The sequence below is a fragment of the Pseudomonas sp. 2995-1 genome, from assembly GCF_002742505.1.
GTDB lineage: Bacteria > Pseudomonadota > Gammaproteobacteria > Pseudomonadales > Pseudomonadaceae > Aquipseudomonas > Aquipseudomonas sivasensis.
Genome location: NZ_LJSA01000604.1, coordinates 196,981 through 222,216 on the forward strand (window position 1 = coordinate 196,981; position 25,236 = coordinate 222,216).

Sequence of the window (25,236 nt, forward strand, 5' to 3'; positions counted from 1 at the left end):
TCATGCCTGTTTTCCTTCGCCGAGGCGGTAACTCATGCTCATGGTCGACACTGGTTTGCTGACTGCCGGTTTCTGCCGCGCCTCCAACACCCGCGCCGTTGGACCGAAGGCCTGCAACTGGCCGTCCTTGAGGATCAGCAATTGGTCAGTGAGGCTCAGCACATTGGCTTTGTGGGTAATCAGGATCACGGTGCGACGCTGCTGCTTGAGCTGGGCGATGGCCTGGAGCAGGGCCTGCTCGCCCACTTCATCGAGGTTGGCGTTGGGTTCATCCAGCACGATCAGCGCGGGCAAACCGTACAGCGCACGCGCCAGGGCCACCCGTTGTTTCTGGCCGCCGGACAAGCCTGCGCCGCCCTCCCCCAACTGCGTGTCATAGCCTTGGGGCAGTTGCAGGATCAGGTCGTGTACGCCGGCCATTTGCGCGGCGGCGAGGACCTTGTCGGCATCCAGCTCGGTAAACCTCGCGATGTTGTCGGCGATGCTGCCGGCAAACAGTTGGATGTCCTGGGGCAGATAGCCGATGTGCGGGCCGAGTTGCTGCTTGTCCCATTGGGTCAGGTCGGCGCCGTCCAGGCGCACCTTGCCGGCCAGTGGAGCCCAGGCGCCCACCAGCACCCGCGCCAGGGTTGACTTGCCGCAGCCTGACGGCCCGATCACCCCCAGCACGTCACCCGCAGGCAGGTTGAAGCCCAGATTAGCCAACGCCGGCCGACGGCTGCCGGGGGCGCAGGCGCTGAGTTGCTCGACGCTCAATTGCCCCTTGGGCGCCGGCAGGCTCATGCGCGCCGGGCGCGCGGGGTTGTCCGCCAACATCTTCGATAGCCGATCAAAGGCCAGGCGCGCCGAGCCCCATTGCTTCCACACGCCGATCAGTTGGTCGATGGGGGTGAGCACCCGGCCCATCAGAATGGAACCGGCAATCATCATCCCCGGCGTGATGTCGCCCTGCACCGCCAGCAACGCGCCCAGGCCAAGCACCAGCGACTGCAACGCCAGGCGCACGCCCTTGGACCAGGCACTGACAGCGGCGGTCTTTTCACTCGCCAGGTTCTGCTGCGCGAGAAACGCCTGGTGCTGGTTGAACCAACGCCCGCGCAACGTGGCAAGCATGCCCATGGCTTCGATGGTGTCGGCATTGCGCAGGTTGGCGGTGGCTTGCTGGCTCGCGCTGATAGACAGTTGGCTGGCCTGGGCCATCGGCGCCTGGCTCACATGATGGTTGATCCACGCCAGCGCGATCAAAATCACCGCGCCGCCCAGCGCCAGCATTCCGAGCCAAGGATGGAAGAGGAAGATCACCAGTAGGTACACCGGAAACCACGGCGCATCAAAGAACGCGAACAACGCCTGTCCGGTAGCGAACTGGCGCAGCGTCGTCAGGTCATTCAGTGCCTGCCCCGCCGCCTGGGTGCCGCCCTTGAGTTGTGCCTCGAACGCGGCGTCGTACACCCGCTGGTTCAGGCGCATGTCCATCTGCGTGCCGAGGCGGATCACCACTTGGCTGCGCACCCACTCCAATGCGCCCATCAGGCCGAACAGGCCGAGGATCATCAGCGTTAGCATCAACAGGGTCATCTGATTGCCCGAAGCCAGCACTCGGTCGTACACCTGCAACATGTAAAGCGCCGGGGCCAGCATCAGCAGGTTGATCACCGCCGAGAACAGGCCGATGTTGAAGAAGCCACTTTTATAGGCCGTGAGGGCGGCCAGGGTTTCGTTGCCGGCGTGGCGCATCTGGAGGTTCTCGTGGGGTTAAACGTGCAAGGTCGCCGCGTTGACAGGCGATACGACGCTGCGCAGAATTTGGCACCGCCGTCGCCGGAAGAGTTAGACGGCTTGGGCGACGGCGGTGTGTCATGCGGCGAATGGGAGAGCGATCTTCCATTCGCTTTTTTCATGCAGCGAAGGCGTTAGGCGGCGAGTGCCCAGTCCTGTGCCACGTCTTGCACACCCACCAGCGCAACGTCGGTGGTGGCCGAGGATGCGGCATGGCTGGCGACAGCGGCGCTGATCTCGTCGAAGGTGCTGTTGAGGTCTTCGCCGATTGCGCCCAGCAGGTCAGCGAGAACGGTTTCCAACGCGGACGTGTTGCCCTGCATCAGGCCGTAGATCACGCTCTGGACCTCGTTACCGACGCGACCGGCATCCGACGCTGCGCTCAGGTCGAGGCCGTTGAAGGCGACCTTGAAGTCGGTCAGGCTGAAGTCGCTGCCGCTACCGCCGCCCAGACCAGTGCCCAGTTGAACGTTATCCAGCTCACCCCACAGGAAGTGGTTTTGGTTGCTGCTCGCTGGCAGCAGTGGATTGAATACATAGTGCAGGCCATTGCTGGTGTCGCTGTCGGCAATGAAGGCGTAGTCGGAGCTGTTGGCGCCGTGGGTAGCGTACTGGTCACCGGCGAGTGAGCCGTTGCTGAAGCCACCGGTGTTGCTGTTGCCGTGACCGGCTGTGTTGAAGCCCAGGGCCCAAGCGCTCAGGTATTCCGAGACGGTTACATCACTCAGGATCGAATCGTAGCTAACAGAAATAGTCATCACTAAACCTCGTTAAACAACGCTATTGATGAGTACGCACAAGCGGCGCACTTTTTTACCCACTGTTGGGTAAAACCATTGATCACGTACCGCTGCACGTAGATCAGAACTTGTATTCCAACATCCCGCTCAACGTCCGGCCGCGCGCCAGGCTCAAGTTGTTGGCGTCGCCCATGGCGACGAAATAGGCTTCATTGGTGGCGTTTTCCAATGCCAGCGAAATGTTCAGGTGGTCAGTCATCCAGTAACTGCCGTACAGGTCATACAGGGTGTATTGAGGCCAGAGCGCCTGGTCGATCAGGTCGTAACCCTGCTGATTGAGGTTTTCCCCATTGCCCGCGCTGTAGCGCACACGCACACCGGTATCCAGGCGCTTGTCCAGGAAGCGCGCACCCAGGGTCAAGGAGCCACGGTCGGCGGGCATGTAGGTGGCGTTGCCCATGATCCGGCCACAGCTTTCCCGATTGTTGGCGACGTCATCGTCGAGCACTTCATAGCGGGTCACGAGGCGGATTCGTGAAACGCCGTTTGCATCCACATAGCGCTCGATACGCGTCGTGCTTGGGCCGTTTTTCTTCGCGCCGCCCATGTAATAGTTCTTCGAACAGAACTCGTTACTGCCGATCATGTGGGTGAAGCTCAGGTTGGCGTAGACGCGGCCCATGTCGTAGTTGAGCTGGTACTCAAGCCCACGGAAACGCGTGGGGTTGGTGTTGTTGACGTAGGCCATGGTCCCGAGAAAACCACCCGATGTGGTTTCCGGAAGGCTGACGCTGGTGTTGAGAAAGGAGAAGTTTTCGATCTTGGTATCAAAGTAGGCCACCTTGATGCCCAAGCGATCATCACCGAACAACAGCCCTTCCTTGAACACGTTCACGCCCACCTCCCAATCCTTCGACTCCTCGGGCTTGAGATAGGGGTTGGGAAACACGCGCTCACCCGAGCCGCCGCCATGGGGGCGGCCCGTCATGAAGGTTTCGGTCACTGCCGGCGGGCGCCAGCCTTTGCCCCAGCGCGTATAAAGCTGCAGCCAGTCCAGGCCAGGTTTGACGGCGATGCCGAAGGTGGGGGAGAACTGCCCCTCCTCGCGATCGACATCGTAGACTTCCACGACCCGCTTGGCCCCCACCAGGCTGCTGTAGAAGCGATCACGGCGGTACAGCGTCATGCCCGTTTCGCCTTCGAGCCGATAACGGTCGTAACGCAAACCGCCATCCAGGGTCAGCCAATCGCCATACTCGTATTGCAGGTTATTAAACAGGCTCGCGATGGTGCGTTTGCCGCCCGGCGTTCCACCCTCGGCGTAGGGCAGCAAGGCGAGGTCGTTGGTGGCTTCGACCTTGTTGGTGCGTGGCTTGAACTCGTCCTGGTACAGCTCCCCACCGTAGTTCCAGCTCACATGGCCCAACTGACCGAAATCAAAGCGCGAGGTGTTGTCGCCTTGTAGTCCCCAGGTGTCCGTCTGGAAGTGGTCAGTGTAGGTCCCCACGTAGTTTCCGGTGCCTACCGTCGCGCCGTTCGGCGCATTGGTGCGATCAAGCTGGGTGGTGACGTAGTACGCCTTGGCCTTCAGATCGATCAGTGGGTTATCCGGGGTATAGCTGTAGTCCAACGCAAAATTCTTGGCGTTGAGGTTGTTTTTGCTGACTCGTTGGTAAAACACACTCTGGTTATCGTCACTGGTGTAAGCCCAGGCATCGTTGCTGTCGCTGTCACTTTCCAGGTAGCTCAGTTGCACGCGCTGGTCATTGGGCAAGTTAAGGCCCAGCTTGACGATCTGTGATCGGGTCACGCTGCCCATGTCACCGACTTCGCTGTTCAACCAATCATCGAACGCACCCGGCATGGCCTTGCGGGCGCGCAGGTTGGTGCCCAATTTCTGGTCATTGTGGTTACCCGAGCGGTAATCGCCGAAATGCCGTTCGCTGTACCCCACCAACACATCGCCGCGCTCATCACCAAAGGCAAACACACCGCTGCCATTAAAATTGGTGCCATTGCCCAGCTCACCAATGCCGTGGCCTGCGCGGATGCGTCCGCCGTATTCCTTGCCGTCTTTCAAGAACTCACTGGCATCCAACGTCTTGAACGAGGCAATCCCGCCCAACACTGCTGCGCCGCCCTGCCCCGACTGACTGCCCTTGTCGATCTCGATACTGGAGATGAACTCCGGGTCGATCAGCAGGGTGCCGTTGCGTTGCTGGTGGCCGTTGACGTTGAAGTTCTGGCGCATGCCGTCGATGTTCATGTTCACGCGGCCGTAGTCTTGCACCCCGCGAATGTTCACCGACAAACCAGGATCGCGCTGGTTGACGGCGGTGTAGACGCCTGCGGTTTCTTCGAGCATGTCGGCGGCGTGACGGGGCGGGCGTTTATCGATCATGTCACGGCTGATCACCGCCACGGACTTTGGGGTCTGGTACACCCAATCACTGGCCTGGCCATTGGTGTTGGCGGTGATGGTGGTGGTGCCTACGGTCATGGCGCCCGCGTGATCATCGCTGACGCGGTTGAGGGTCACTTGGCGTTCACTGGTGAAGCGATACTCCACCGGCGCAGCGCCGAGCAAACGGCCCAGGCCTTCCTGCACGCTGAAGCTGCCTTTGAGCGCGGTGCTGTTCAAGCCTTGCAGGCGCTGGCTGTCAAACAACACTTGCAGACCGGCCTTGTCGGCGAACGCCAACACGGCACTGCCCAAGGATTGCGCAGGGATATCGAACGTCAGCACGACGGGCTGGGCCGCTCCCGCTTGAGGCTGCGCCGCGTACACGGGAGCCGCTGCGGCGAACAGGCCCAAGTGAATGGCCAAGGCTAACCGGCTACCGGTGATACGCCCCTTGGTGAGTGCTGACATTTCTGGTTTTCCCTGCGCTGATCGTATTTTTGTTTATGCGAATGCTTCTCACCTAGCAAGACGTACGAGGCGCAGGAAGTCAGTAAGACTTTTTAAAAGTTTTTCGTGCGGGGGGTTTTAAGCGGGCGGGAGCAGACCTCCCGCCAGGTCATTAATAGATCAGGCTGAGGCCTGCCAAGTCCAAGCGTTGCACCTGGAGTTCCTGAGTCAGGGTGCCGAGCGCCGTGTCGAGCATGTCTAGGCGGAACACGCCGCTGACTTCACGTTCACCCAGGTCGGAATGGGTCAACACCACCTGACCGGGGCGGTAGCGGTTGAGCTGCTCAATCACTTTGGCCAAGGGCTGACGATCAAAAATCAACACGCCACGCCGCCAACTGGTGGCACGCTCTACATCAAACTGATCCAAGGGCTCGATGCCCTGCGCGGGGCTGTAGCGGGCGGCCTGGCCTTCCTTGAGCACGTGGTCGCTCGGGCCTTTTTTCGGTGTGGCGTGCAGGGAGACTTCGACGCTGTGCTGCAACACGCCGACCCAGCCCTGGCGGTCGTCCTCACGCTGCACCACAAACCGCGTGCCCAGCGCCCGCGTCTGCCCGCCGGCGCTCTGCACCACGAATGGCCGGGTTTCCTTACCCACCATCGGCGCCACGTCAAAAATCGCCGAGCCCTGGATCAGGCTGATGCGCCGCTGCACGCCGTCGTAGTCCAGCCGGATGGCGCTGGCGGAATCCAGTTCTACCGTGCTGCCATCGGCCAAGTGCACGGTGCGCACTTCGCCCTTCTGGGTCACGTAATCGGCCTGCATGCGCAGCCAGGCCTCCGGCCCGCGCACCCAACCCACGCCGGCGACCACCACCACCAGCGCCACCGCCGCCGCACGTTGCCACGGCCTGCGTCGCGGGGTTCGGCGCACCGGTAGCGTCGCCGCCGCCGGACGCTGACGGTGCACTGGCTCGTCCTTATGCACCTCGCCCAACGCTGCCCAGGTCTGCTCGGCAAAGCGCAGCGCCGCTTCATGGCGGCTGTCGCAGGCAATCCATTGGCGCAGCTCGGCCTGCTCCTGGTCGGTCAGGGCAGCGGCGTGCAGGCGCACCGCCCAATCGGCGGCGGCCTCGGTAATGCTGTGCTGTTGCGGACCCTGGATATTCACGTGTGAATCTCGAATTTTTTCGTTATGTAACGCTGTGACGTCTGAGCGGAGGTTTTTCCGTAACTCACTCGTCGGATGGCGCCACCTGACCGTCCTGCAAGCGCTGCATGACATACGCCAACGCCTTGGCCAGGTGCTTTTGTACGGAGCTGTCTGATATATCCAAGTGCCGCGCAACCTGGGCATGAGTCATGCCCTCTATCCGATTCAGACGGAAGATCTGCTGGGTTCGTTCCGGCAACTCCGCCAATGCCTGCTTCAATGCCTGCCGCTGTTGCTGCGCCATTGCCTGAGCCTCCAACCCGGCCACTTCATCTTCAATCTCGGCCAGCGCCTCATTAGGCACGGAATCGGTCTTGCGCCGTGCTTCCTGGCGGATATGGTCGATCAGCAGATTGCTCGCCGTTCGATAGAGATAGCCCTGGGAATTGTCGATGCGCTCGCCGGGTGGTTTTTCCGCCAGGCGCAGGAAGCTCTCCTGAACCAGGTCGGCCGCCAACTGCGGGTCCCGTACCTTGCGAGCCAGATACCCGCGCAGGGTATCAGCGTGCTTGAGAAACAGGCCCTTGAGATCCACGTCCGACAAACCGACTCCCTGGAATGAAAAGGAAACAGGCGGGCATCTTAAGCGTTGTCGAGAATGATTTTCAATTGATATCTAATCCGATTCAGCTAGGGGCACACCTGATTAAAAGTTCGGTAATCGAACACATCCGCCGCCATCAATTGACCAAATTAACTAACCAGTACATTTTATCTGCACAACGAACAAGAACTGTGGAGATCCCCCCCAATGCCGCCTATCGTGCTGGTGCTCAACGGCCCCAACCTCAACCTGCTCGGCACCCGCGAGCCCGCCACCTACGGCCATGAAACCCTGGCCGACGTCGCCGCCCTGTGCGGGCGCAGTGCCGATAAGCTCGGGCTGAAAATCGAATTTCGCCAGACCAATCACGAAGGCGAACTGCTGGACTGGATCCACGGCGCCCGTGGCCGTTGCGCCGGTATCGTGATCAATCCTGCGGCCTGGACGCACACCTCGGTGGCGATTCGTGACGCTCTGGTGGCCAGTGAAGTGCCGGTGATCGAAGTGCATTTATCCAACGTGCATGCCCGCGAAGCATTTCGTCATCACTCCTTTGTGTCGCCCATCGCCAAAGCGGTGCTCGCCGGTTTTGGCAGCCACGGCTACCACCTGGCCCTGGAACACTTCAGCCAATTGTTGAAGGGATCGGCTCAATGAAACCGCGCATCCTCGCCGGCCTGATCGGCGCCGGTATCCAGGCTTCCCGTACCCCCGCTCTGCATGAACAGGAAGGCGACGCCCAAGGTTTGCGTTACCTGTATCGCCTGATTGATCTGGAGCCGCTGCACCTGGACACCAACGCCCTGCCCGACCTCCTGCGTGCAGCCGAGCAGATGCACTTCACCGGACTGAACATTACCTACCCGTGCAAACAGGCCATCCTACCGCTGCTCGATGAACTGTCCGATGAAGCACGGGGTATCGGCGCGGTGAATACGGTGGTGTTCAAAGACGGCAAACGCATCGGCCACAACACCGATTGCCTGGGGTTCGCCGAAGGTTTCCGGCGCAACCTTAATGATGTGCCACGTCAGCGCGTGGTGCAGATGGGCGCCGGTGGTGCGGGCGCGGCGGTGGCCCATGCGCTGTTGGCTGAGGGTGTGGAGCACTTGAGCATTTTCGACGTGGACGCCAGCCGCGCCCGCGACCTTGTGGATAACCTCGCCCAGCGCTTCGGCAGCGGTCGTGCGCAAGTGGGTCTTGATTTAGACAACGCGATGGCCGAGGCCGATGGTCTGGTCAACACCACGCCAATGGGCATGGCCAAACTGCCGGGTATGCCGGTGCCGGCGACTCTGTTGCGGGCGCAATTGTGGGTCGCGGAAATCGTGTATTTCCCGCTGGAAACCGAACTGCTGCGCAACGCCCGCGCCTTGGGTTGCCGCACGTTGGATGGCGGCAATATGGCGGTGTTTCAGGCGGTAAAGGCGTTTGAGTTGTTCAGTGGTCAAGCGGCGGATGCGCAGCGGATGTTGGCGCACTTCAAGAGCATGAATGCCTGAAATGTGGAGGGGGCAAGCCCCCTCCCACATTGGGTTAGGCGCTGTATTCAGGCCTGCAGGTAACGCAACACCGACTCGCAGATCATCTCGCGATGCCGCTGTTTAACCACTTCATCCGACAGCTCGATCTGAAAAAGCTCACTGAACGTATGGCGGTTGGACACGCGGTAAAAGCTGAATGAGTTGATCAGCAAGTGCACATCCAGCGGCTCCAGCCCTTCACGGAACACCCCCATTTCGGAGCCTCGGCGCAATGTCGCGCCCAGCCCTTCAAGGATCTTGCTGTTCATCGCCTTGATCGTGTCGGTGCGTTTCACATACTCGGCATTGTGGATATTTTCGATGCTGACGATGCGCACAAAATCCACGTTCTGATCGTGGTGATCAAAGGTGAATTCCACCAGCCGCCGAATCGCCTCACGCGGCTCCAGCGCCGTAAGGTTCATGCGTGCTTCGGTGTTGCGGATATCGCCGTAGAGCTTTTCCAAAACCTCAACGTACAACTGCTCTTTACTGCCGAAGTAGTAATAGATCATGCGTTTGGAGGTGTGGATGCGCTCGGCAATGGCGTCCACGCGAGCGCCGGACAGGCCCTGTTGGACAAACTCCACAATGGCTTCCTGGAGGATGTTCTCGCGGGTCTTTTCCGGATTGTTCTTACGACTCTTGCGCGGTGCGTCTGGCACCTCGGGGAGTTCGGGACTTGAGGTCATGGTGCGCTCACGGCCATTTTTATTTTGCAGGCCGCGATTATGGGGCCCGGTGCTCCCCGAAGGAAGCACCCGACACCCTCTTATAAACGTGCCTGACGCACTGCACCGCTGCGGGATTTGGCCATCGCCGCCAGACGCACCGCCACGTTGGCCGCGCCGTAGCCGGCGTAACCGTTCTTGCGCTGGATGATCTCGAAGAAGAACCGCCCTTCAAACGGTTCGGTGTACACATGAAACAACTCACCGCCCTGGGCGTCGCGGTCGTACAACACGTTGTAGTACGCCAACTCGCTGAGGAACTCATCGTCAAAATCAAAGCGTGCAGCCAGGTCGTCGTAATAGTTGAGCGGGATATCCAACAGCGGCACGCCGGCCTCTTTCGCGCGGCGCACCTCGGCGAAAATGTCCGCGCAATCGAAGGCAATGTGGTGCACGCCCGAACCGCGATAGCTCGATAGCGCGTGGGAAATGGCAGTGTTGCGGTTTTCGGAGATGTTCAGCGGCAGGCGAATCGAGCTGCAACGGCTGCGCAATGCGCGGCTTTTCACCAGGCCGTAGGGGTCGGGCAACACCACTTCGTCATCAGCTTCAAAGTCCAGCAAGCTCTTATAGAACAGCACCCAACTGTCGAGGCTGTCGGCCGGCAAGGCCATGGCCATATGGTCGATACGCAGCAAACCACCGGCGTCGGTCGCAGCGGATTGCAGATTGAAATCGGTGTCGTACAAACCACCCTCGCTCTGGTCCACCAGGTAAATCAAGCTGCCGTCCGGCGCGCGCACGGCCGCCAACTCCAGCTCGTTAGGCCCGACCAGTCCGCGATAGGGCTGGCCTTTATAGGCGACCGCTCGCTCCAGAGCCTTGGCGCTGTCCTTGACCCGGATCGCCGTGGCGCACAACGACGGTCCATGGGCTTCGAAAAAGTTATGGGCGAAGGAATAGGGTTCGCAGTTGAGGATCAGGTTGATATCGCCCTGGCGCAGCAGGCTCACGCTCTTGGAGCGGTGCTGCCCGGCCTTGACGAAACCCAGGCGTTCCAGCCAGTTCGTCAGCTTGGCACCGAGGTTTTCATCGACCGCAAACTCAAGGAATTCAATGCCGTCGTATTCGCTGGCCGCCGGGGTTTCAAACAGGATATCGACCGGCGTGGCAGGCGCCTCCTCGGCCAGGCGCTGGCGGGTTTTCTCCTCCAGGTACAGCAGAGAACGCAGGCCATCGGCGGCATTGGCCCGAGTCGGCGCCGCACGGAAACCATCGTTGAAAATTTCCAGGGACAACGGCCCGGTGTAGCCGCTCTTGATGATCGGCGCCAAAAAGCCCGCCAGATCGAATTCGCCCTGACCGGGGAAGCAGCGGAAATGGCGGCTCCACTCCAGCACATCCATGGCCAGGATCGGCGCGTCGGCCATTTGTACAAAGAAGATCTTGTCGCCTGGGATCTCGGCGATGGCAGTTGGGTCGCCCTTGAGCGACAGGGTATGAAAGCTGTCGAGCAGCACGCCGAGGCTTGGGTGATCAACCTGACGCACCAGATTCCACACCTGTTGCCAGGTGTTCACGTGCTTGCCCCAGGCCAGTGCTTCATAACCGATGCGCAAGCCGCGGCGCCCGGCATGTTCGGCCAGCAGGCTCAAGTCATCGAGGAGAATACGTTCATCGCCGACGCAATCGGCCGAGGCGTTGCTGCACACCAGCACCAGGTCCGTGCCCAGTTCCTGCATCAGGTCGAATTTGCGCTCGGCCCGTTCCAGGTTGCGCGCCAGACGGTCGCGTCGGCAGCCTTCAAAGTCGCGAAATGGCTGGAACAAGGTAATGGCGATGCCGAGGTCGGCGCACATCTGCCTAACTTCCCGTGGGCTGCCGTCGTAATACAACAGGTCGTTCTCGAAGATCTCAACCCCGTCAAACCCGGCGGCGGCGATGGCTTCAAGCTTTTCCGGCAGGGTGCCGCTCAAGGAAACAGTGGCAATGGAACGTTGCATAGCGCGACTCCCGGCATTTAAGGCTCGTCTTATTTACGGCAAATTATTGGCCGCTAAACTACTCACAGCAATTAAAATGTACGAACCGGTTAGTTTTTGGTGCGATTATCGAACACTAAGCCTCTTGGGCGAATTGACGATTTTTTAGCCGCTGCGCACCATCGATCCCGCACCAACGTTTAGAAAAGACCCAGAACACACCATAAAAATTTCAAAAAACGGGTACAACCACATGCCTTCGCAAAACTCCGCCCTGGCTTCGCGCCCCGGCACCCCGCACGCCGGCATCGGCGACAAGATCCGCGGCGCCATGGCCGTCGGTAAAACTCGCTGGGGCATGTTGGCCCTGGTGTTCTTCGCCACCACCCTCAACTACATCGACCGCGCTGCCTTGGGCGTGATGCAACCGATCCTCGCCAAAGAGATGAGCTGGACGGCGATGGACTACGCCAACATCAACTTCTGGTTCCAGGTGGGCTACGCGATTGGCTTTGTGCTGCAAGGCCGATTGATCGACAAGGTCGGCGTGAAACGCGTGTTCTTCTGCGCGGTGCTGCTGTGGAGCCTGGCCACCGGCGCCCACGGCCTGGCCACTTCGGCCGTCGGCTTTATGGTCTGTCGCTTTATCCTTGGGCTGACCGAAGCCGCCAACTACCCGGCCTGCGTCAAGACCACGCGCCTGTGGTTCCCCGCCGGTGAACGCGCCGTGGCAACCGGGATTTTCAACGCCGGTACCAACGTTGGCGCGATGATGACGCCAATGCTGCTGCCGCTGATCCTGCATGTGTGGGGCTGGCAGGCTGCCTTCCTGTGCATGGCATCGCTGGGCGCGATCTGGCTGGTGTTCTGGGGGTTGAAGTACTACAACCCGGAAGATCATCCGAACGTTAAACAATCAGAATTGGATTACGTGCAACGGGAAGTCGAGCCGGAACAGCCTGGCGTGCCGTTCAGCCGAATCCTGCGTATGCGCGGCACTTGGGCCTTTGCGATTGCCTACGCACTGACCGCGCCGGTGTTCTGGTTTTACCTGTATTGGCTGCCGCCGTTCCTGAACCAGCAATACAACCTGGGCATCAACGTGACCCAGATGGGCATCCCATTGATCATCATCTACCTGACCGCCGACTTCGGCAGCGTGGGTGGGGGCATCCTGTCGTCATTCCTGATCGGCCGTGGGATGAACTCGATCAAGGCGCGGCTGTTGTCGATGCTGCTGTTTGCCTGCTGCATCGTCGGCGTGATCATGGCGGCCGGTTCCAGCCAACTGTGGGTCGCGGTATTTGCAATCTCCCTGGCCATCGGCGCGCATCAGGCCTGGACCGCCAACATCTGGAGCCTGGTGATGGACTACACGCCCAAGCACATGATGAGCACCGTGTTCGGCTTCGGCGGCATGTGCGCAGCCATCGGCGGCATGTTCATGACCCAGATCGTCGGCCATATCCTCACCGTGACCAACAACAACTACACCGTGTTGTTCACCCTGATCCCGGCGATGTACTTCATAGCGCTGACGTGGATGTACTTCATGGCGCCGCGCAAGATTCCTACCGTCGACGCCTGATTTACCGACGCCGCTGCTGCCAGGCAGCGGCCAACCCGCTCATGCAGATCACCCCGATACCCACCACCGTGGTCATATCGGGGGTATGGCTGAACACCAGCCAACCCAACAACCCCGCGAACACAATCTGGCAATAGCCGAACGGCGCCAGCAAGGCCGGCGCCGCAAAGCGGAACGCCTGGGTCAGCATCAAGTGCGCGGTCATCCCGCACGTGCCCAGCGCCAGCATCATCACCCCATGCCACAGCGTGGGGATCTGCCAGAAGAACGGCACCATCGCGCTCATCACCAGGGTATTGCACAGCCCGGCGAAGAAATTGCTGGTGGTTGGCGTGTCGTACTGGCTGAGGATGCGTGTGAGCAACTGGTAGAAGCAGAAGAACAGCGCCGAGCACAGCGGCAGCAACACCGCCGGGGTGAAGAGTTCACCGCCGGGATGGATGATCACCAACACGCCGACAAACCCGCAGATCACCGCCAGCCATTGGCCACGCGTGACGTGCTCACCCAGCAGCGGCACCGACAGCGCGGTCACCAGGATCGGCGCCAGGAAGTTCACCGCAGTGGCCTCCGCCAGCGGGATGTAATGCAGGGCCGAGGTAAAAAACAGGCTGGTGCCCAACAGGCACAACGCCCGCACCACCTGCATGCCTGGCCGTTTGCTGCGCAGCACGCGCAAGCCGGATTGCGGCAGGAAAATACCGGCCATCAACAAGGTGTGCACCAGGTAGCGCGCCCATACCACCATCACAATCGGGTAAAAACCGGCCAAGTATTTGGACAAGGCGTCGTGGCTGGAGAACAGGAACGTCGCCGCCACAATCAGCAGAATGCCTTTGAAGGGATGGTTGACGCCGGACAACGGGGTACTAAGGGTCATTGAATTCTCTTGCGTGGCGAGCGGAACGCTGAGCGCTGAACGAAGAAGCACTCAACCCGGTAATCTAGCAGCCGGGCCGAAGTCTGCCCAAAGAGCATAACCAAACACCGGGCGAACAGCGCACTAAATCACGGGAACCGAGTCCAACCCTGCACGTTCGCCCCCGTGCTGCACACTTTTTAACCAAGGCCTGCTGCTATGAAAAAAACCCTCTTTGTTCTGTCTACCCTTGCCCTGCTCAGCGCCTGCAACCAGGAGGCCAAGGAAACGCCCAAACCCGCGCCCGCCTCTGTGCAGGCCACCCTGGTGCCCGAGACCCCACCCACCGATAAATGGGTCGGTAAGTGGATCGGCGTCGAAGGCCTGAACCTGACTATCGCCAAGGACGACACCATCGGCCGTGGCCACTACGTTCTCACCATGCAATACGGCCTTGATGCGGACGATTCCGGCACCTTCAAGGGCGAAGCAGCTGAAGACGGTATCGCCTTCACCCGCCCGGACGGCCCGCAATTGCTGCGTGCCGGCGACGGCGAAGCCACTGGGCTGAAATGGCTGGCCGATAAAAAAGACTGCCTGATCGTCGCCACCGGAGAAGGGTATTGCCGCTAATACCGGCCATACTCAAACCACATTTTTGTAGGACCGTTCATCAAGAGGATTGCCCCCATGCTATGGAAAAAAGGCCGACGCAGCGACAACGTGGTGGATGCCCGCGAGGACAGTGGCGGCGGCGGTGGCGGCATGCGTTTTGGCGGTGGCAAGGGTTTGAGCCTGACCGCGATTGTGCTGATCGTCGGCATTGGATGGCTGACCGGCCAGGACCCGATGCAGATCCTCGGCCAATTGACCGGCCAAATGGAACAGGCGCCGTCCGTCAGCACGCAGTCGCGCCAAGCGCCGCCGGCCAATGATGAACACGCCGATTTCGTCCGCGCAGTGCTCGGCGATACCGAAGACACCTGGGCTCAGGTGTTTCAGGAAAACGGCCTGACGTACAAGAACCCGAAACTGATCCTGTTCCGTGGCCGGGTCAATTCCGCCTGTGGTGGCGCCACCTCGGCCAGCGGTCCGTTCTATTGCCCGGCTGACCAGCAGGTCTACCTGGACCTGGATTTCTTCCGGGAAATGTCCCAACGCTTCCAGGCCTCCGGCGATTTCGCCCAGGCCTACGTGATCGCCCACGAAGTTGGGCACCATGTGCAGACGTTGCTCGGTATTTCCTCGAAGATCCAGAATGCGCGCCAACAGGGTCGGCAGATGCAAGGCGACGGCGGTCTACTGGTACGCCAGGAGCTGCAAGCCGACTGTTTTGCCGGCGTGTGGGCCAACCGTGCGCAAAAACGCCTGAACTGGCTGGAAGCCGGCGACATTGAAGAAGCCCTGAACGCAGCCAACGCCATCGGCGATGATCGCTTGCAGCAACAGGGTCAAGGGCGCGTGGTGCCGGACTCGTTTACCCACGGCACCTCGGCACAGCGGGTTCGCTGGTTCAAGACCGGTTTCGCCCAGGGCCAGATCACCCAATGCGACACCTTCACGGCCAAGAGTCTTTAAATGAATAAGCGATGGGGCTTGCTGCTGACTTTATTAGTGTCGTGCTCAACCCTGGCGGCTGAACACGGCGTCAAAGTCGTCAGCCCCGATCGTTTTCATCTGGACGCCGGCGACCTCAGCCTCGGCGTGAGCCAGGACTGGCGCCAGCCGCTGCCTAACGTCACCCGCGCCCTGATTCTTGTGCATGGTCGCCTACGCAATGCGCAGACCTACCTGCAAAGCGGTATCGATGCCGCCGAGCACGCAGGCGTTAGCGCGAATACGCTAGTCCTCGCGCCGCAGTTTCTGAATGCGTCCGACATCAAGCGCAACCATCTGGACGGCCAAGTACTGCGCTGGAACGGCAACGACTGGATGGCCGGCGAGCCTTCCATCGGCCCAGGCCAAGTCAGCTCCTACGGCGCCCTTGACCAGATCATCAAGCACCTGGGCAACCGCACGCTGTTTCCAGCTTTAAAGGAAATCGTCGTCGCCGGCCATTCCGGCGGTGGCCAGGTAGTGCAGCGCTTCGCCCTCACCGGCCATGATCACCCAACCCTGAAAAACGAAGGCATCCGCCTGCGCTATGTGGTGGCCAACCCGTCGTCCTATGCCTACTTCAGCCGACAGCGACCGGTGCAGTTCGATACCGCCAGTTGCCCAGGCTTCAACGATTGGAAGTACGGCCTGCAACACCTGCCGGCCTACGCCAAAGGCCAAAGCGTCGAACAGTTGGAGCAGGCCTACGTGTCACGGGACATCACCTACCTGCTGGGCCAGCAAGACACTGATCCGAACCATCCTGCGTTGGATAAAAGCTGTGAGGCAGAGACACAGGGCGCCTATCGGCTGATGCGTGGGCATAACTATTTTGACTACCTCAAACACCGGCATCCGCAGTTGAGCCAGACGCTGGTTGAGGTGCCAGGGGTGGGGCATAACGGGGATGAGATATTTACTTCGCCCGAAGGCCAGAAGGTGCTGTTCACTCAGTAATACCTGAAGAAACAGTCTCAACATGTGGGAGGGGGCTTGCCCCCGATAGCAGTGTGTCAGTCAGCAATTTTTTAACTGACAGACCGCTATCGGGGGCAAGCCCCTTTCACATTTGATCTCTATTGCTTGGGTTAAATCATCCGGCGCAATGCAGCGCAATCTTCAGCATGCCAATCCGCCAGCTCCGGCCACGGATTCTCCGGCAGGTTGACCAACACCGTCCTGGCCCCCGCCGCCCGGCCGCAGTCCAGGTCAAAACGGTAATCGCCGACCATCACCATCTCGCTCGGCGATACATCCCACGCCGCCGCCAATTTCAATAACCCACCCGGATCGGGCTTGGGTGGCGCATCGTCTCGGCCCAGCACATCCTCGACCGCAAAGCAGTCAGCCAGGCCAATTGCTTCCAGCGTCACGTGGGCCAGCTCCCGCGCATTGCGAGTCAGGATGCCCAGGCGATAACCGCGCCCGGCCAATTCGCGTACCAATTGCACCGCGCCTTCAGCCGCAACAGAACCGAGTGCCAACTCGCGCTCGTGCTCCAACAACCAGGCATGCTTGGCCGCCGCGATGTCCGCCGGCAATGCGCTGAGGTGAGTGAGGATGTCGTCCTCGGGGGGAATGTCCAACGCCACACGAATCGCCGCGAAGTCATGCACGGCCACCGTGAGGGTGCCGTCCATGTCGAACACCCAGTGCTTAACCTCCCTCAGGCTCATGCCCAATCCTTGCGATGGCGGATCAAGCCTTCCTGGGTGACCGAGGCCACTAGTTGCCCGGCGCGGTTGTACACGCTGCCACGGGAGAACCCACGGGAATTGCCGGCCCACGGACTGTCCATGGCGTAGAGCAACCAGTCATCGGCACGCAGATCCGCGTGGAACCACAACGCGTGGTCGAGGCTGGCGACCTGCATGTCTTTCTGCCACACGGTCTTGCCATGGGGCAGCAACGAGGTGGTCAGCAGGCCAAAGTCCGAAGCGTAGGCCAGCAGGTATTTATGCAGCGCCGGTGTGTCGGCCAACGCGCCGTCGGCACGAAACCACACGTACTTGACCGGGTCGGACGGCTGCGGGTTGAACGGGTCTTTTTCGGTGACCGGTCGCACTTCAATCGGCTTCGGGCACAGCAGCTTGTCACGCATGTGCTCGGGGATCAGGTGCGCGCGCTGCTGGGTCAATTCCAGCTCCGACGGCAGGTTTTCCGGGCCGACCACCACGGGCATGGTGGTCTGGTGCTCGAAGCCTTCTTCGTCGTACTGGAACGACGTGGTGCAGGTGAAGATCGGGTGGCCCTTCTGAATCGCGGTCACGCGGCGCGTGCTGAAACTGCCGCCATCACGCACACGGTCAACCGAATAAACCACCGGCAACGCGGCATCGCCGGGGCGCAGGAAATAACCGTGCAGGGAATGCACGTGGCGCGCTTCTTCAACGGTCTGGCTGGCCGCCGACAGCGACTGGCCGAGCACCTGACCGCCGAACAGTTGGCGAAAACCCAGGTCCTGGCTGCGGCCGCGAAAGAGGTTTTCCTCGATCGGCTCCAGGGTCAGCAGGTCCACCAGATCTTCCAATACTTGGCTCATAGAGCAACTCCTACAATCTATGGGGCATTCCGGGCTGCTATCCGTGCAGCGTGTCCAACCATTGGGCGCGGGTGATGCGGTACAAAACATGTGGGCGCAGCGGGTCATCGGCTGCGACCTTGGGGTGTTCAAAATCTGCCTGGGGATCGTAATGCATACCTATGGCCTGCATGACTTTTTGTGATGGCAGATTGGCTTCGGTGGTGAAAGCAACGATTTCATCCAGCTGTAAACGGTCGAAACCACAGCGCAGTGCCGTCCACGCCGCCTCGCTGGCATAGCCCAGCCCCCAATGCTCGCGGGCCAGGCGCCAGCCAATTTCTACTGCTGGGGTAAAGTCCGCGTCAAAGCTGACATGCTGCAACCCGGTCAGGCCGATGAACTCACCGCTGTCCTTGCGCTGCAGCGCCCAGAGGCCAAAGCCATATTCGGCGAAGTGGCCGCGTATCCGCCCGATCAGTGCGGCGCTTTCCAGGTGGCTCAGCTTGGCCGGGAAATAACGCATCACGTGTGGGTCGGCGCACATGCTTGCGAAGGCCGTCAGGTCGCTGTCGCGCCATTGGCGCAGCACCAGGCGAGCACTTTCCAATTCGAGTATCGACTCCACGGGTCCCCTCCCCTTGCCATGTGCGTGAGTGTACAGCGCTGGTAAGATCCTTCGCAGGTTCCCGTCAGAAAATCCCATGCCTTTGCCATTGATCTACCACGATGACTACAGCCCCGAGTTCCCGGCGGACCACCGATTCCCCATGGACAAGTTCCGCCTGTTGCGCGACCACTTGGTGGCCACCGGCCTGACCGAAGACAGCCAACTGCTGCGCCCGCAGCTGTGCCCTGCCGACATCCTGGCCCTGGCCCACGAGCCTGGGTATATCGAACGCTATATGAGCGGCGAGTTGTCCCGCGAGGACCAGCGCCGCCTTGGCCTGCCCTGGAGCGAAGCCCTGGCCCGGCGCACCGTGCGCGCGGTCGGCGGCTCGATCCTGGCGGCGGAGCAAGCGCTTGAGCACGGTCTGGCCTGTCACCTGGCGGGCGGCACGCATCACGCGCATTACGATTACCCGGCGGGCTTTTGCATCTTCAATGACCTGGCGGTGATCAGCCATTACCTGCTGGCCAGCGGCCGGGTCAGCCGCGTGTTGATCTTCGACTGTGACGTGCATCAGGGCGATGGCACCGCGCGCATCCTCCACGACACGCCGGATGCCATCACCGTGTCGCTGCACTGCGAAAAGAACTTCCCGGCGCGCAAGGCCCAAAGCGATTGGGACATCCCACTGCCCATGGGCATGGGCGATGCAGATTACCTGCGCGTGGTCGATGACGCCCTCAACTACCTGCTGCCGCTCTACCAACCCGACCTGGTGCTGTACGACGCAGGCGTGGATGTGCATAAAGACGACGCCCTCGGGTACCTCAAGCTGACAGACGAAGGCGTGGCCGCCCGCGATGAGAGCGTCATGCGCCACTGTCTGGGCCGCGACATTCCGGTGATGGGCGTGATTGGCGGCGGCTACAGCAAAGACCGCCCAGCCTTGGCCCGTCGCCACGGCATCCTGCACCACAGTGCGCAACGGGTGTGGACGTCATCAGGTTGTCATTGAGTTGTGCGCTTACCCACAATGGCTGTGGAACGGCCTGTGGATAACTTGAGCGTAAGCGGCTGAAAGCCAGCAGGCATAGGACCTGTAGGAAAGTGTACGTTTTTTGATCAGGCAGCCAGGCTGACGTCGGGTAGAATGCTCGGCCTATTCACGCCACCGTAGCCCTACCCATGCCTCAGACCGCACCTCACCACGTCACTATTATCGGCGGCGGCCCTACCGGGCTGATGGCCGCCGAAGTCTTGAGCCAGGCCGGGGTGCGCGTAGATCTGTATGACGGCATGCCATCAGTGGGGCGAAAATTCCTGCTGGCGGGTGTGGGCGGCATGAACATCACCCACTCCGAGGCTTACCCGGTCTTCCTCTCGCGCTACGCCGAGCGCGCGCCGCAGATGGCGCCGCTGCTGCGTGGGTTTGGTGCCGAAGCGTTGTGCGAATGGATACATGGGTTGGGTATCGAGACCTTTGTCGGCACCTCCGGCCGAGTGTTTCCTACGGACATGAAAGCCGCCCCGCTGCTGCGCGCCTGGCTCAAGCGCCTGCGTGACCAAGGCGTGGTTATCCACACCCGGCATCGTTGGACCGGCTGGAACGCCGAGGGTGATTTACTTATCCACAGCCCTGAAGGCGAGAAAGCCGTGCGCAGCGATGCCGTGCTGCTGGCACTGGGCGGCGGCAGTTGGTCACGGCTGGGCTCAGATGGTGCGTGGCTCAAGCTGCTGGAGGACAAAGGCGTGCCTTACGTGGCACTGCAACCGAGCAACTGCGGCTTCGAAGTGTCGGCCTGGAGCGAATTGATGGTGAGCAAATTCGCCGGCGCTCCGTTGAAAAATGTCGCCATCGGTTTGGGCGACGACAAACCTCGGCTCGGCGAATGTGTGGTCACCGCCACCGGTATTGAAGGCAGCCTGATCTATGCGCTGTCGGCACCGATTCGTGAGGCGATCAACCGCGACGGCGCGGCCACCGTGCATATCGACTTGCTGCCGAGCAAGCCGCTGGACAAGGTGCAAGCTGCGCTGGCCAAACCGCGCGGTTCACGCTCGATGAGCAAGCATCTGCACAGTCAGCTGGGGCTGGACGGGGTCAAGGCGGCGTTGTTGCGTGAGTTGGCGCCAGCCGATCACTTCAATGATCCGGCGCAACTGGCGGTGGATATCAAGGCCCTGCCGTTGACGCTGGTGAAGACGCGGCCAATAGACGAGGCGATCAGTACGGCAGGCGGCGTGCCGTTTGAAGCGTTGGATGAGCGCTTGATGCTCAAGCAATTGCCTGGCGTGTTTTGTGCGGGGGAGATGCTGGACTGGGAAGCGCCGACCGGCGGGTATTTGCTGACGGGGTGTTTTGCCAGTGGCAGAGCGGCTGGGCGGGGGGTGTTGGAGTGGTTGAACGCTTGAGATTGCGGTGAGCTCAAGTCCGCTGTCGGGAGCAAGCCCCCTCCCACATTTGAATTGTGAACACCTTCAAATGTGGGAGGGGGCTTGCTCCCGATGAGGCAATCAGCAACCCCGCAAAATCACTTCTTCTTACGCGGCCCAGTGTTAAACACCGGCACCTTACGCACCGGCTTAATCGACGGTTCCGACGGTGCCACTTCACCACTGTCCACCCACTTACCCAGGTTGCGCTTACCACCGCCACCACCGGACGCCTTAGGCTTCTTCGGTTTTTTCGGCTTCTTCACCACTTGCCCACTGGCATCGGTATCTGGCACGCGGTGCTCCGGTTCGAAGTCCTGCTCCATTTTGCGGGTCAAGGTCTGACGGGTCAGCATCTCGATGGCCGACAGCATGTTCACTTCATCGGCGCACACCAGGGAAATCGCCTCACCGGTGTTGCCCGCACGCCCGGTACGGCCGATACGGTGAATGTAATCTTCGGCCACGATCGGCAGGTCGAAGTTGACGACCATCGGCAGGTCTTCGATATCCAGGCCACGGGCCGCCACGTCGGTGGCCACCAGGATCTGCACTTCGCTGCTCTTGAAGCGATCCAGCGCACGCTGGCGGGTTGCCTGGGGTTTGTCGCCATGGATGCCGTCGGCATTGATGCCCAGGCCCTGCAACTTATCCACCAGCGCGTCCACGCCGTTACGGGTCTTGGCGAACACCAGCACCTGCTTCCAGCGGCCTTTGCGCATCAGGTGCACAAACAGCTCCGCCTTGCGCTTCTTGTCCACCGGCACCACCCATTGCTTAACGGTGTTGGCGGCCACGTTGCGCGGGCTGACTTCGATGCTCAGCGGGTCGTTGAGCATCTGCCCGGCCAGCGTGCGAATCTCATCGGAGAAGGTCGCGGAGAACAGCAGGGTCTGGCGCTTTTTCGGCAGCATGCGATAGATATTCGCCAGCTCCTCGGAGAAGCCCAAGTCGAGCATGCGGTCGGCTTCGTCCAGCACCAGGGTCTGCAGCTGATTAAGCTTCAGCGCGTTCTGGCGGAACAGGTCAATCAGGCGGCCAGGGGTGGCAACCAGGATGTCGACGCCCTTGCGCAGCTTCATCATCTGCGGGTTGATGCTCACGCCGCCATAGACCGCGTAGGTGGTCAGCGGCAGGTTTTTGGCATATTCGGCAACGCTGGTATGAACTTGCTCGGCCAGTTCGCGGGTCGGGCACAGAATCAGCGCGCGCGCCGAGTTGGCGGCGACTTTCGGCCCTTCCATGGTCAGCAGTTGCAGCAACGGCAAGGCAAAACCTGCGGTCTTGCCAGTGCCAGTCTGGGCCGCAGCCATGAGGTCACGACCGGCCAGCACCGCCGGAATGGCTTGCGCCTGCACCGGCGTCGGGGTCTGGTAGCCAAGCGTCTCAAGGGCGCGCAGCAAGGGTTCGATCAGGCCAAGTGTGGCGAAAGTCATGTAGTTACCGTAGGAAAATTCAGCGCAAGGTCGCAATTGCGCGGCAGTTTACCTTATTTCCGGCTTGGGCTTTCGCCACTGGGGCAGACTGATCAACAGCACGGCGCTGATAATCACCAGCATGGCCAAGCCCTCTTCCAGGCCGATGGATTCACCCACGAACACAATCCCCAGCAACACCGCCACCGCCGGGTTCACATAGGCATAGCTGGTTGCCGCCGCCGGGCGTACGTGCTTGAGCAGGTACATATAGGCGTTGAAGGCGATGATTGAGCCGAACACCGTCAGGTAGGCCAACGCCAGCCAACCCTCCAGCGGCGGCATGGCCTGCAGGTGCTCACCGGAAAGCGCGCTGCCGATCAACAATGCCACGCCCGCCACCAGCATCTCCGCAGCGCTGGCCATGGCGCCCTGGGGCAGCGACAACTGCCGACTCCACACGGACCCGAATGCCCACGATGCCGCCGCGAACAACAACAAGGCGGCGCCCACCGGACTCGATTGCAGCGTGCTGCCCATGTTGAGCATGGCGATGCCGACAATCCCCAGGATCACCCCGGCCCATTCCAGCCGCGTATTGCGCGCGCCCCAGAAATACCCGCACAGCAAGGTGAACAGCGGCACGGTCGCCACCGCCAGTGCAGCGACGCCAGACGACACGCCCGCATGTTCGGCCAACGTGACGCCGCCATTACCGAAGGTGAGCAGCAAAATGCCGATCATCCCGGCGGCCTTCCATTGTGGCCACGTCGGCGCTGGCACGCCGCGCCATCTGAGGTAGCCATACATCAGCGCACCCGCCGTGCAGAATCGAATCCCCGCCAGCAACAACGGCGGCCAGTAGTCCACGCCGATGCGGATCACCAAGTAGGTAGACCCCCAAATCACATACAAAGCAAAAAAAGCGGCGATCAACGGTAAGGGAAAGCGACGTGTGCCAGGCATTGGGCGGCTCGAAGGCAGATATAAGAGAGGCTTATTCTAAAAAAGCAGGTCGTTAAACATAAGTTACAAAACCTGTTTAAACCGCCCATACACTTTTCAAATCATGGTTATGAAGGCTATAACCCGTGCTTTCGAAAGCCACGTGCAATTGGAGCCTTATCATGGACAAATACGACCGCATGCTCCTCAGCGCCCTGCTCGAAGACGGCCGCGCCTCCTACGCGCAACTGGCCCGCAAGGTAAACCTTTCCGCCCCCGCCGTAGCCGAGCGCGTGGCCAAGCTGGAGGCCAGCGGGGTGATCACCGGATACCAGGCCAAGGTGGATTTTTCAAAGGTGGGCTTGCCGATTCAGTGCGTGATCGAACTGCGGCTGACTAACCATGGCAGCCAGAAGGTTTATGACGCACTCGCCGAAATCCCCGAACTGACCGAATGCCATCGGGTGACAGGGGATCCGTGCGTGATCATGCAAGCGGCGGTAGGGTCGATGCCAGAGTTGGAGCGTTTGATCAATCGGCTGGCGAAGTTCGGGTTCAGCAAGACCTCAATCATCTTGTCGAGCGCGATAGAGCGGCGGGTGCCGTTGGGGCAGTTGGAAACCAATGGCAAAAATGGTGGCTAATCTACCGCCATCGGGAGCAAGCCCCCTCTCACAGTTTGATTTGTGAATACATTCAAAATGTGGGAGGGGGCTTGCTCCCGATGGCGTCAGTGGCCGCACTGCAAATTCGAGCGTTCAACAATCAAATCGACTATCTGCTGGATGGTAGTGATGTGATCCCAATCTTCCTGGGTCGCTTGCAAGTTGAATTGCCACTTGTTCTGCATGAAAAAACAGGTCAAATCATCATCAATAATCGTGAAGTCATGGATGAAGTCCGTTTGCTCCGTGACCTGGCTTCGGTCGATGAAACCGATGATGTCGACGAAGAGCTGAATCACCTTTTCGCTGATCTCGGTTCTGGTCGCGCTACCTTCCGTTGCTTGTTTCATAGGCGCACTTACCGGCACTGACCAGATTAAAGACAGCCAACCCCCCAGCGACGAAAGGAATACCCCGTCCAACAATGCCAAACACCCGGACGGTGCCAAAATTTGCCTTTGCCACTCTGGCCGAGGTGGGTTGCCTGATCAATGTACGAGGGAAAAAGCACATCCCGGTGAGACTCAGCGGGCTAGTCGTTTTGCTGGCGCCGACACGGCCCCAGGTGCCCACGGCAATTTTGCTGACAGCTATGCCCTCAGCACCGGCCAGAACCGTCGCGTCGGTCAAGGCGTGGTGTTGCTGTGTAGGTGTCCAGAGCTCGTCAAACGGGGTGCTCGGCACTGAGGAGTCAGCCTGAATGGGCTTGAGTAACTGGTACCTGGCGCCATGGGTCCAGCCTGGTGAATGAGGCAACACTATGACTGCCGGGCAGCTTGTCATCGCATTACCCAAATGAAACGCCATGCTGGAAGTTGAGCCGAAATCGATGCCGTCCCGTTGGAGTTCAAGCTGGCTTCGCATGATTGCTGTGTGAAGATCGCTTTCCTGCATAACGTAGTCCTTTTACGTAAATGACAGGCGGGATGTTAGGTTGCGGCGAAGAGCGATAGGTGGGAGAAGGAAAATCCAGAACGGTCTGACGAAACACTAGGGCTGAGCCTACTGACCATTCAGAAAGCGGATAAACGCCCTCAAGATGCCTCGCCCTTCATCCTGAACGACAACCTGAGCCTCGAAGATGCCCTCGCCCAGGCGGCGGATTTGCTGCATTGCGCGGTGGGCACTGCGCACTCGTCGGGTGAGGCGATGGATGTGCAGCAGCGGGCGGTGATGCATTTGGTGGAGATGGCGAAGGGGTGGTGGATCGGGCGTTGGAGTGTGTGCAGCCTCGATGAACGACCGATAACCAATGTGGGAGGGGCGGTGCGACGGTTCGACTTGCTCCCGATAGCAGTGGA

General features: G+C 60.5%; 24 protein-coding genes and 1 pseudogene. 10 read left to right on the forward strand and 15 right to left on the reverse strand.

All coding sequences use genetic code 11. The annotated features are described in order from the left end of the window. The 5 genes from AOA61_RS29145 to AOA61_RS29165 form a co-directional block, all read right to left on the reverse strand. The gene (locus AOA61_RS29145) at window positions 1–1,737 is read right to left on the reverse strand and encodes a type I secretion system permease/ATPase (RefSeq protein ID WP_032884650.1); all 1,737 of its coding nucleotides are present in this window, start codon (window positions 1,735–1,737) and stop codon (window positions 1–3) included. A gap of 176 nt (window positions 1,738–1,913) precedes the next feature. Beyond that, window positions 1,914–2,537 (reverse strand): heme acquisition protein HasA, encoded by a 624-nt coding sequence (locus AOA61_RS29150; RefSeq protein ID WP_032884649.1) that lies wholly within the window; start codon window positions 2,535–2,537, stop codon window positions 1,914–1,916. A 103-nt stretch (window positions 2,538–2,640) separates the two neighbouring features. Further along, entirely contained in the window at window positions 2,641–5,391 is a 2,751-nt protein-coding gene (locus AOA61_RS29155; protein ID WP_099603251.1) for a TonB-dependent receptor, read from the reverse strand. A 151-nt stretch (window positions 5,392–5,542) separates the two neighbouring features. Then, a complete protein-coding gene (locus AOA61_RS29160; RefSeq protein WP_099603252.1) occupies window positions 5,543–6,541 on the reverse strand; it encodes a FecR family protein in 999 nt (332 codons plus the stop codon). Between the two features lie 64 nt (window positions 6,542–6,605). Further along, window positions 6,606–7,127, reverse strand: a complete 522-nt coding sequence (locus AOA61_RS29165; RefSeq protein ID WP_095186230.1) for an RNA polymerase sigma factor — start codon at window positions 7,125–7,127, stop codon at window positions 6,606–6,608. Between the two features lie 207 nt (window positions 7,128–7,334). Between AOA61_RS29165 and aroQ the strand changes: the two genes are divergently transcribed. Both aroQ and AOA61_RS29175 read left to right on the forward strand, forming a co-directional pair. Then, complete coding sequence (gene aroQ, locus AOA61_RS29170; RefSeq protein WP_099603253.1) at window positions 7,335–7,784, forward strand: type II 3-dehydroquinate dehydratase; 450 nt, start codon at window positions 7,335–7,337, stop codon at window positions 7,782–7,784. Continuing rightward, window positions 7,781–8,629 (forward strand): shikimate dehydrogenase, encoded by an 849-nt coding sequence (locus AOA61_RS29175; RefSeq protein WP_032884644.1) that lies wholly within the window; start codon window positions 7,781–7,783, stop codon window positions 8,627–8,629. The genes aroQ and AOA61_RS29175 overlap by 4 nt, the downstream gene beginning before the upstream one ends. 47 nt (window positions 8,630–8,676) lie before the next feature. Here AOA61_RS29175 and AOA61_RS29180 read toward each other — a convergent pair whose 3' ends face one another. After that, a complete protein-coding gene (locus AOA61_RS29180; protein ID WP_099603254.1) occupies window positions 8,677–9,342 on the reverse strand; it encodes a TetR/AcrR family transcriptional regulator in 666 nt (221 codons plus the stop codon). Between the two features lie 80 nt (window positions 9,343–9,422). After that, window positions 9,423–11,324 (reverse strand): 3-dehydroshikimate dehydratase QuiC, encoded by a 1,902-nt coding sequence (quiC, locus tag AOA61_RS29185; RefSeq protein WP_099603255.1) that lies wholly within the window; start codon window positions 11,322–11,324, stop codon window positions 9,423–9,425. Window positions 11,325–11,556: 232 nt separating this feature from the next. Here quiC and AOA61_RS29190 point away from each other — a divergent pair, with 232 nt between their 5' ends. Further along, a complete protein-coding gene (locus tag AOA61_RS29190) occupies window positions 11,557–12,891 on the forward strand; it encodes an MFS transporter (RefSeq protein WP_032884641.1) in 1,335 nt (444 codons plus the stop codon). Window position 12,892: 1 nt separating this feature from the next. Here the strand turns inward: AOA61_RS29190 and AOA61_RS29195 are convergent, their stop codons facing one another. Then, the gene (locus AOA61_RS29195) at window positions 12,893–13,771 is read right to left on the reverse strand and encodes a DMT family transporter (protein WP_099603256.1); all 879 of its coding nucleotides are present in this window, start codon (window positions 13,769–13,771) and stop codon (window positions 12,893–12,895) included. 198 nt (window positions 13,772–13,969) lie between these two features. Here AOA61_RS29195 and AOA61_RS29200 point away from each other — a divergent pair, with 198 nt between their 5' ends. Genes AOA61_RS29200 through AOA61_RS29210 form a run of 3 tightly spaced genes read left to right on the forward strand, consistent with a single transcriptional unit; the run spans window position 13,970 to window position 16,303 of the window. Continuing rightward, on the forward strand, window positions 13,970–14,383 hold the full coding sequence (locus AOA61_RS29200; RefSeq protein ID WP_095186226.1) for a membrane lipoprotein lipid attachment site-containing protein: 414 nt from the start codon (window positions 13,970–13,972) through the stop codon (window positions 14,381–14,383). Between the two features lie 57 nt (window positions 14,384–14,440). Further along, the gene (locus AOA61_RS29205) at window positions 14,441–15,328 is read left to right on the forward strand and encodes a neutral zinc metallopeptidase (protein WP_032884638.1); all 888 of its coding nucleotides are present in this window, start codon (window positions 14,441–14,443) and stop codon (window positions 15,326–15,328) included. After that, on the forward strand, window positions 15,329–16,303 hold the full coding sequence (locus tag AOA61_RS29210; RefSeq protein WP_099603257.1) for a hypothetical protein: 975 nt from the start codon (window positions 15,329–15,331) through the stop codon (window positions 16,301–16,303). It abuts the gene before it with no gap. A gap of 131 nt (window positions 16,304–16,434) precedes the next feature. On the opposite strand, the gene AOA61_RS29215 is transcribed toward AOA61_RS29210, so the two are convergent. The 3 genes from AOA61_RS29215 to AOA61_RS29225 are packed head-to-tail and all read right to left on the reverse strand — an operon-like array spanning window position 16,435 to window position 18,495. Further along, window positions 16,435–17,022 carry an HAD family hydrolase gene (locus AOA61_RS29215; protein ID WP_099603258.1) on the reverse strand — a complete coding sequence of 196 codons (588 nt, stop codon included), beginning with the start codon at window positions 17,020–17,022 and terminating at the stop codon, window positions 16,435–16,437. Continuing rightward, window positions 17,019–17,888 carry an acyl-CoA thioesterase II gene (gene tesB / locus AOA61_RS29220; protein WP_032884635.1) on the reverse strand — a complete coding sequence of 290 codons (870 nt, stop codon included), beginning with the start codon at window positions 17,886–17,888 and terminating at the stop codon, window positions 17,019–17,021. The genes AOA61_RS29215 and tesB overlap by 4 nt, the downstream gene beginning before the upstream one ends. Window positions 17,889–17,925: 37 nt before the next feature. Beyond that, a complete protein-coding gene (locus AOA61_RS29225) occupies window positions 17,926–18,495 on the reverse strand; it encodes a GNAT family N-acetyltransferase (RefSeq protein ID WP_099603259.1) in 570 nt (189 codons plus the stop codon). Window positions 18,496–18,571: 76 nt separating this feature from the next. Here AOA61_RS29225 and AOA61_RS29230 point away from each other — a divergent pair, with 76 nt between their 5' ends. Together AOA61_RS29230 and AOA61_RS29235 are read left to right on the forward strand one after the other, a co-directional pair. Next, window positions 18,572–19,492 (forward strand): histone deacetylase, encoded by a 921-nt coding sequence (locus AOA61_RS29230; RefSeq protein ID WP_032884633.1) that lies wholly within the window; start codon window positions 18,572–18,574, stop codon window positions 19,490–19,492. A gap of 170 nt (window positions 19,493–19,662) precedes the next feature. Beyond that, complete coding sequence (locus tag AOA61_RS29235; RefSeq protein WP_099603260.1) at window positions 19,663–20,889, forward strand: TIGR03862 family flavoprotein; 1,227 nt, start codon at window positions 19,663–19,665, stop codon at window positions 20,887–20,889. Window positions 20,890–21,008: 119 nt separating this feature from the next. On the opposite strand, the gene AOA61_RS29240 is transcribed toward AOA61_RS29235, so the two are convergent. Both AOA61_RS29240 and yedA read right to left on the reverse strand, forming a co-directional pair. Beyond that, complete coding sequence (locus AOA61_RS29240) at window positions 21,009–22,346, reverse strand: DEAD/DEAH box helicase (RefSeq protein WP_099603261.1); 1,338 nt, start codon at window positions 22,344–22,346, stop codon at window positions 21,009–21,011. Between the two features lie 48 nt (window positions 22,347–22,394). Continuing rightward, window positions 22,395–23,291, reverse strand: coding sequence for a drug/metabolite exporter YedA (gene yedA / locus AOA61_RS29245; RefSeq protein WP_032884630.1), 897 nt, complete (start codon window positions 23,289–23,291; stop codon window positions 22,395–22,397). Between the two features lie 161 nt (window positions 23,292–23,452). On the opposite strand from yedA, the gene AOA61_RS29250 reads away from it, so the two are divergent. Further along, on the forward strand, window positions 23,453–23,914 hold the full coding sequence (locus AOA61_RS29250; RefSeq protein WP_095186224.1) for an Lrp/AsnC family transcriptional regulator: 462 nt from the start codon (window positions 23,453–23,455) through the stop codon (window positions 23,912–23,914). Window positions 23,915–24,000: 86 nt separating this feature from the next. Here AOA61_RS29250 and AOA61_RS29255 read toward each other — a convergent pair whose 3' ends face one another. Together AOA61_RS29255 and AOA61_RS29260 are read right to left on the reverse strand one after the other, a co-directional pair. Beyond that, complete coding sequence (locus AOA61_RS29255; RefSeq protein WP_032884628.1) at window positions 24,001–24,285, reverse strand: acyl carrier protein; 285 nt, start codon at window positions 24,283–24,285, stop codon at window positions 24,001–24,003. Next, a complete protein-coding gene (locus AOA61_RS29260) occupies window positions 24,263–24,829 on the reverse strand; it encodes a hypothetical protein (protein ID WP_099603262.1) in 567 nt (188 codons plus the stop codon). The genes AOA61_RS29255 and AOA61_RS29260 overlap by 23 nt, the downstream gene beginning before the upstream one ends. Window positions 24,830–24,973: 144 nt before the next feature. Between AOA61_RS29260 and AOA61_RS29265 the strand changes: the two are divergent. Next, a pseudogene (locus AOA61_RS29265) lies at window positions 24,974–25,173 on the forward strand (DUF3077 domain-containing protein); the annotation flags it as partial. Between the last annotated feature and the right edge of the window lie 63 nt (window positions 25,174–25,236).

Bases quoted from the DNA above. Each gene is read 5' to 3' on its own strand.
- AOA61_RS29145 (WP_032884650.1), bottom strand. From the start codon at position 1,737: ATGCGCCACGCCGGCAACGAAACCCTGGCCGCCCTCACGGCCTATAAA.
- AOA61_RS29150 (WP_032884649.1), bottom strand. From the start codon at position 2,537: ATGACTATTTCTGTTAGCTACGATTCGATCCTGAGTGATGTAACCGTC.
- AOA61_RS29155 (WP_099603251.1), bottom strand. From the start codon at position 5,391: ATGTCAGCACTCACCAAGGGGCGTATCACCGGTAGCCGGTTAGCCTTG.
- aroQ (WP_099603253.1), top strand. From the start codon at position 7,335: ATGCCGCCTATCGTGCTGGTGCTCAACGGCCCCAACCTCAACCTGCTC.
- AOA61_RS29175 (WP_032884644.1), top strand. From the start codon at position 7,781: ATGAAACCGCGCATCCTCGCCGGCCTGATCGGCGCCGGTATCCAGGCT.
- AOA61_RS29180 (WP_099603254.1), bottom strand. From the start codon at position 9,342: ATGACCTCAAGTCCCGAACTCCCCGAGGTGCCAGACGCACCGCGCAAG.
- quiC (WP_099603255.1), bottom strand. From the start codon at position 11,324: ATGCAACGTTCCATTGCCACTGTTTCCTTGAGCGGCACCCTGCCGGAA.
- AOA61_RS29190 (WP_032884641.1), top strand. From the start codon at position 11,557: ATGCCTTCGCAAAACTCCGCCCTGGCTTCGCGCCCCGGCACCCCGCAC.
- AOA61_RS29195 (WP_099603256.1), bottom strand. From the start codon at position 13,771: ATGACCCTTAGTACCCCGTTGTCCGGCGTCAACCATCCCTTCAAAGGC.
- AOA61_RS29200 (WP_095186226.1), top strand. From the start codon at position 13,970: ATGAAAAAAACCCTCTTTGTTCTGTCTACCCTTGCCCTGCTCAGCGCC.
- AOA61_RS29205 (WP_032884638.1), top strand. From the start codon at position 14,441: ATGCTATGGAAAAAAGGCCGACGCAGCGACAACGTGGTGGATGCCCGC.
- AOA61_RS29210 (WP_099603257.1), top strand. From the start codon at position 15,329: ATGAATAAGCGATGGGGCTTGCTGCTGACTTTATTAGTGTCGTGCTCA.
- AOA61_RS29215 (WP_099603258.1), bottom strand. From the start codon at position 17,022: ATGAGCCTGAGGGAGGTTAAGCACTGGGTGTTCGACATGGACGGCACC.
- tesB (WP_032884635.1), bottom strand. From the start codon at position 17,888: ATGAGCCAAGTATTGGAAGATCTGGTGGACCTGCTGACCCTGGAGCCG.
- AOA61_RS29230 (WP_032884633.1), top strand. From the start codon at position 18,572: ATGCCTTTGCCATTGATCTACCACGATGACTACAGCCCCGAGTTCCCG.
- AOA61_RS29235 (WP_099603260.1), top strand. From the start codon at position 19,663: ATGCCTCAGACCGCACCTCACCACGTCACTATTATCGGCGGCGGCCCT.
- AOA61_RS29240 (WP_099603261.1), bottom strand. From the start codon at position 22,346: ATGACTTTCGCCACACTTGGCCTGATCGAACCCTTGCTGCGCGCCCTT.
- yedA (WP_032884630.1), bottom strand. From the start codon at position 23,291: ATGCCTGGCACACGTCGCTTTCCCTTACCGTTGATCGCCGCTTTTTTT.
- AOA61_RS29250 (WP_095186224.1), top strand. From the start codon at position 23,453: ATGGACAAATACGACCGCATGCTCCTCAGCGCCCTGCTCGAAGACGGC.
- AOA61_RS29255 (WP_032884628.1), bottom strand. From the start codon at position 24,285: ATGAAACAAGCAACGGAAGGTAGCGCGACCAGAACCGAGATCAGCGAA.
- AOA61_RS29260 (WP_099603262.1), bottom strand. From the start codon at position 24,829: ATGCAGGAAAGCGATCTTCACACAGCAATCATGCGAAGCCAGCTTGAA.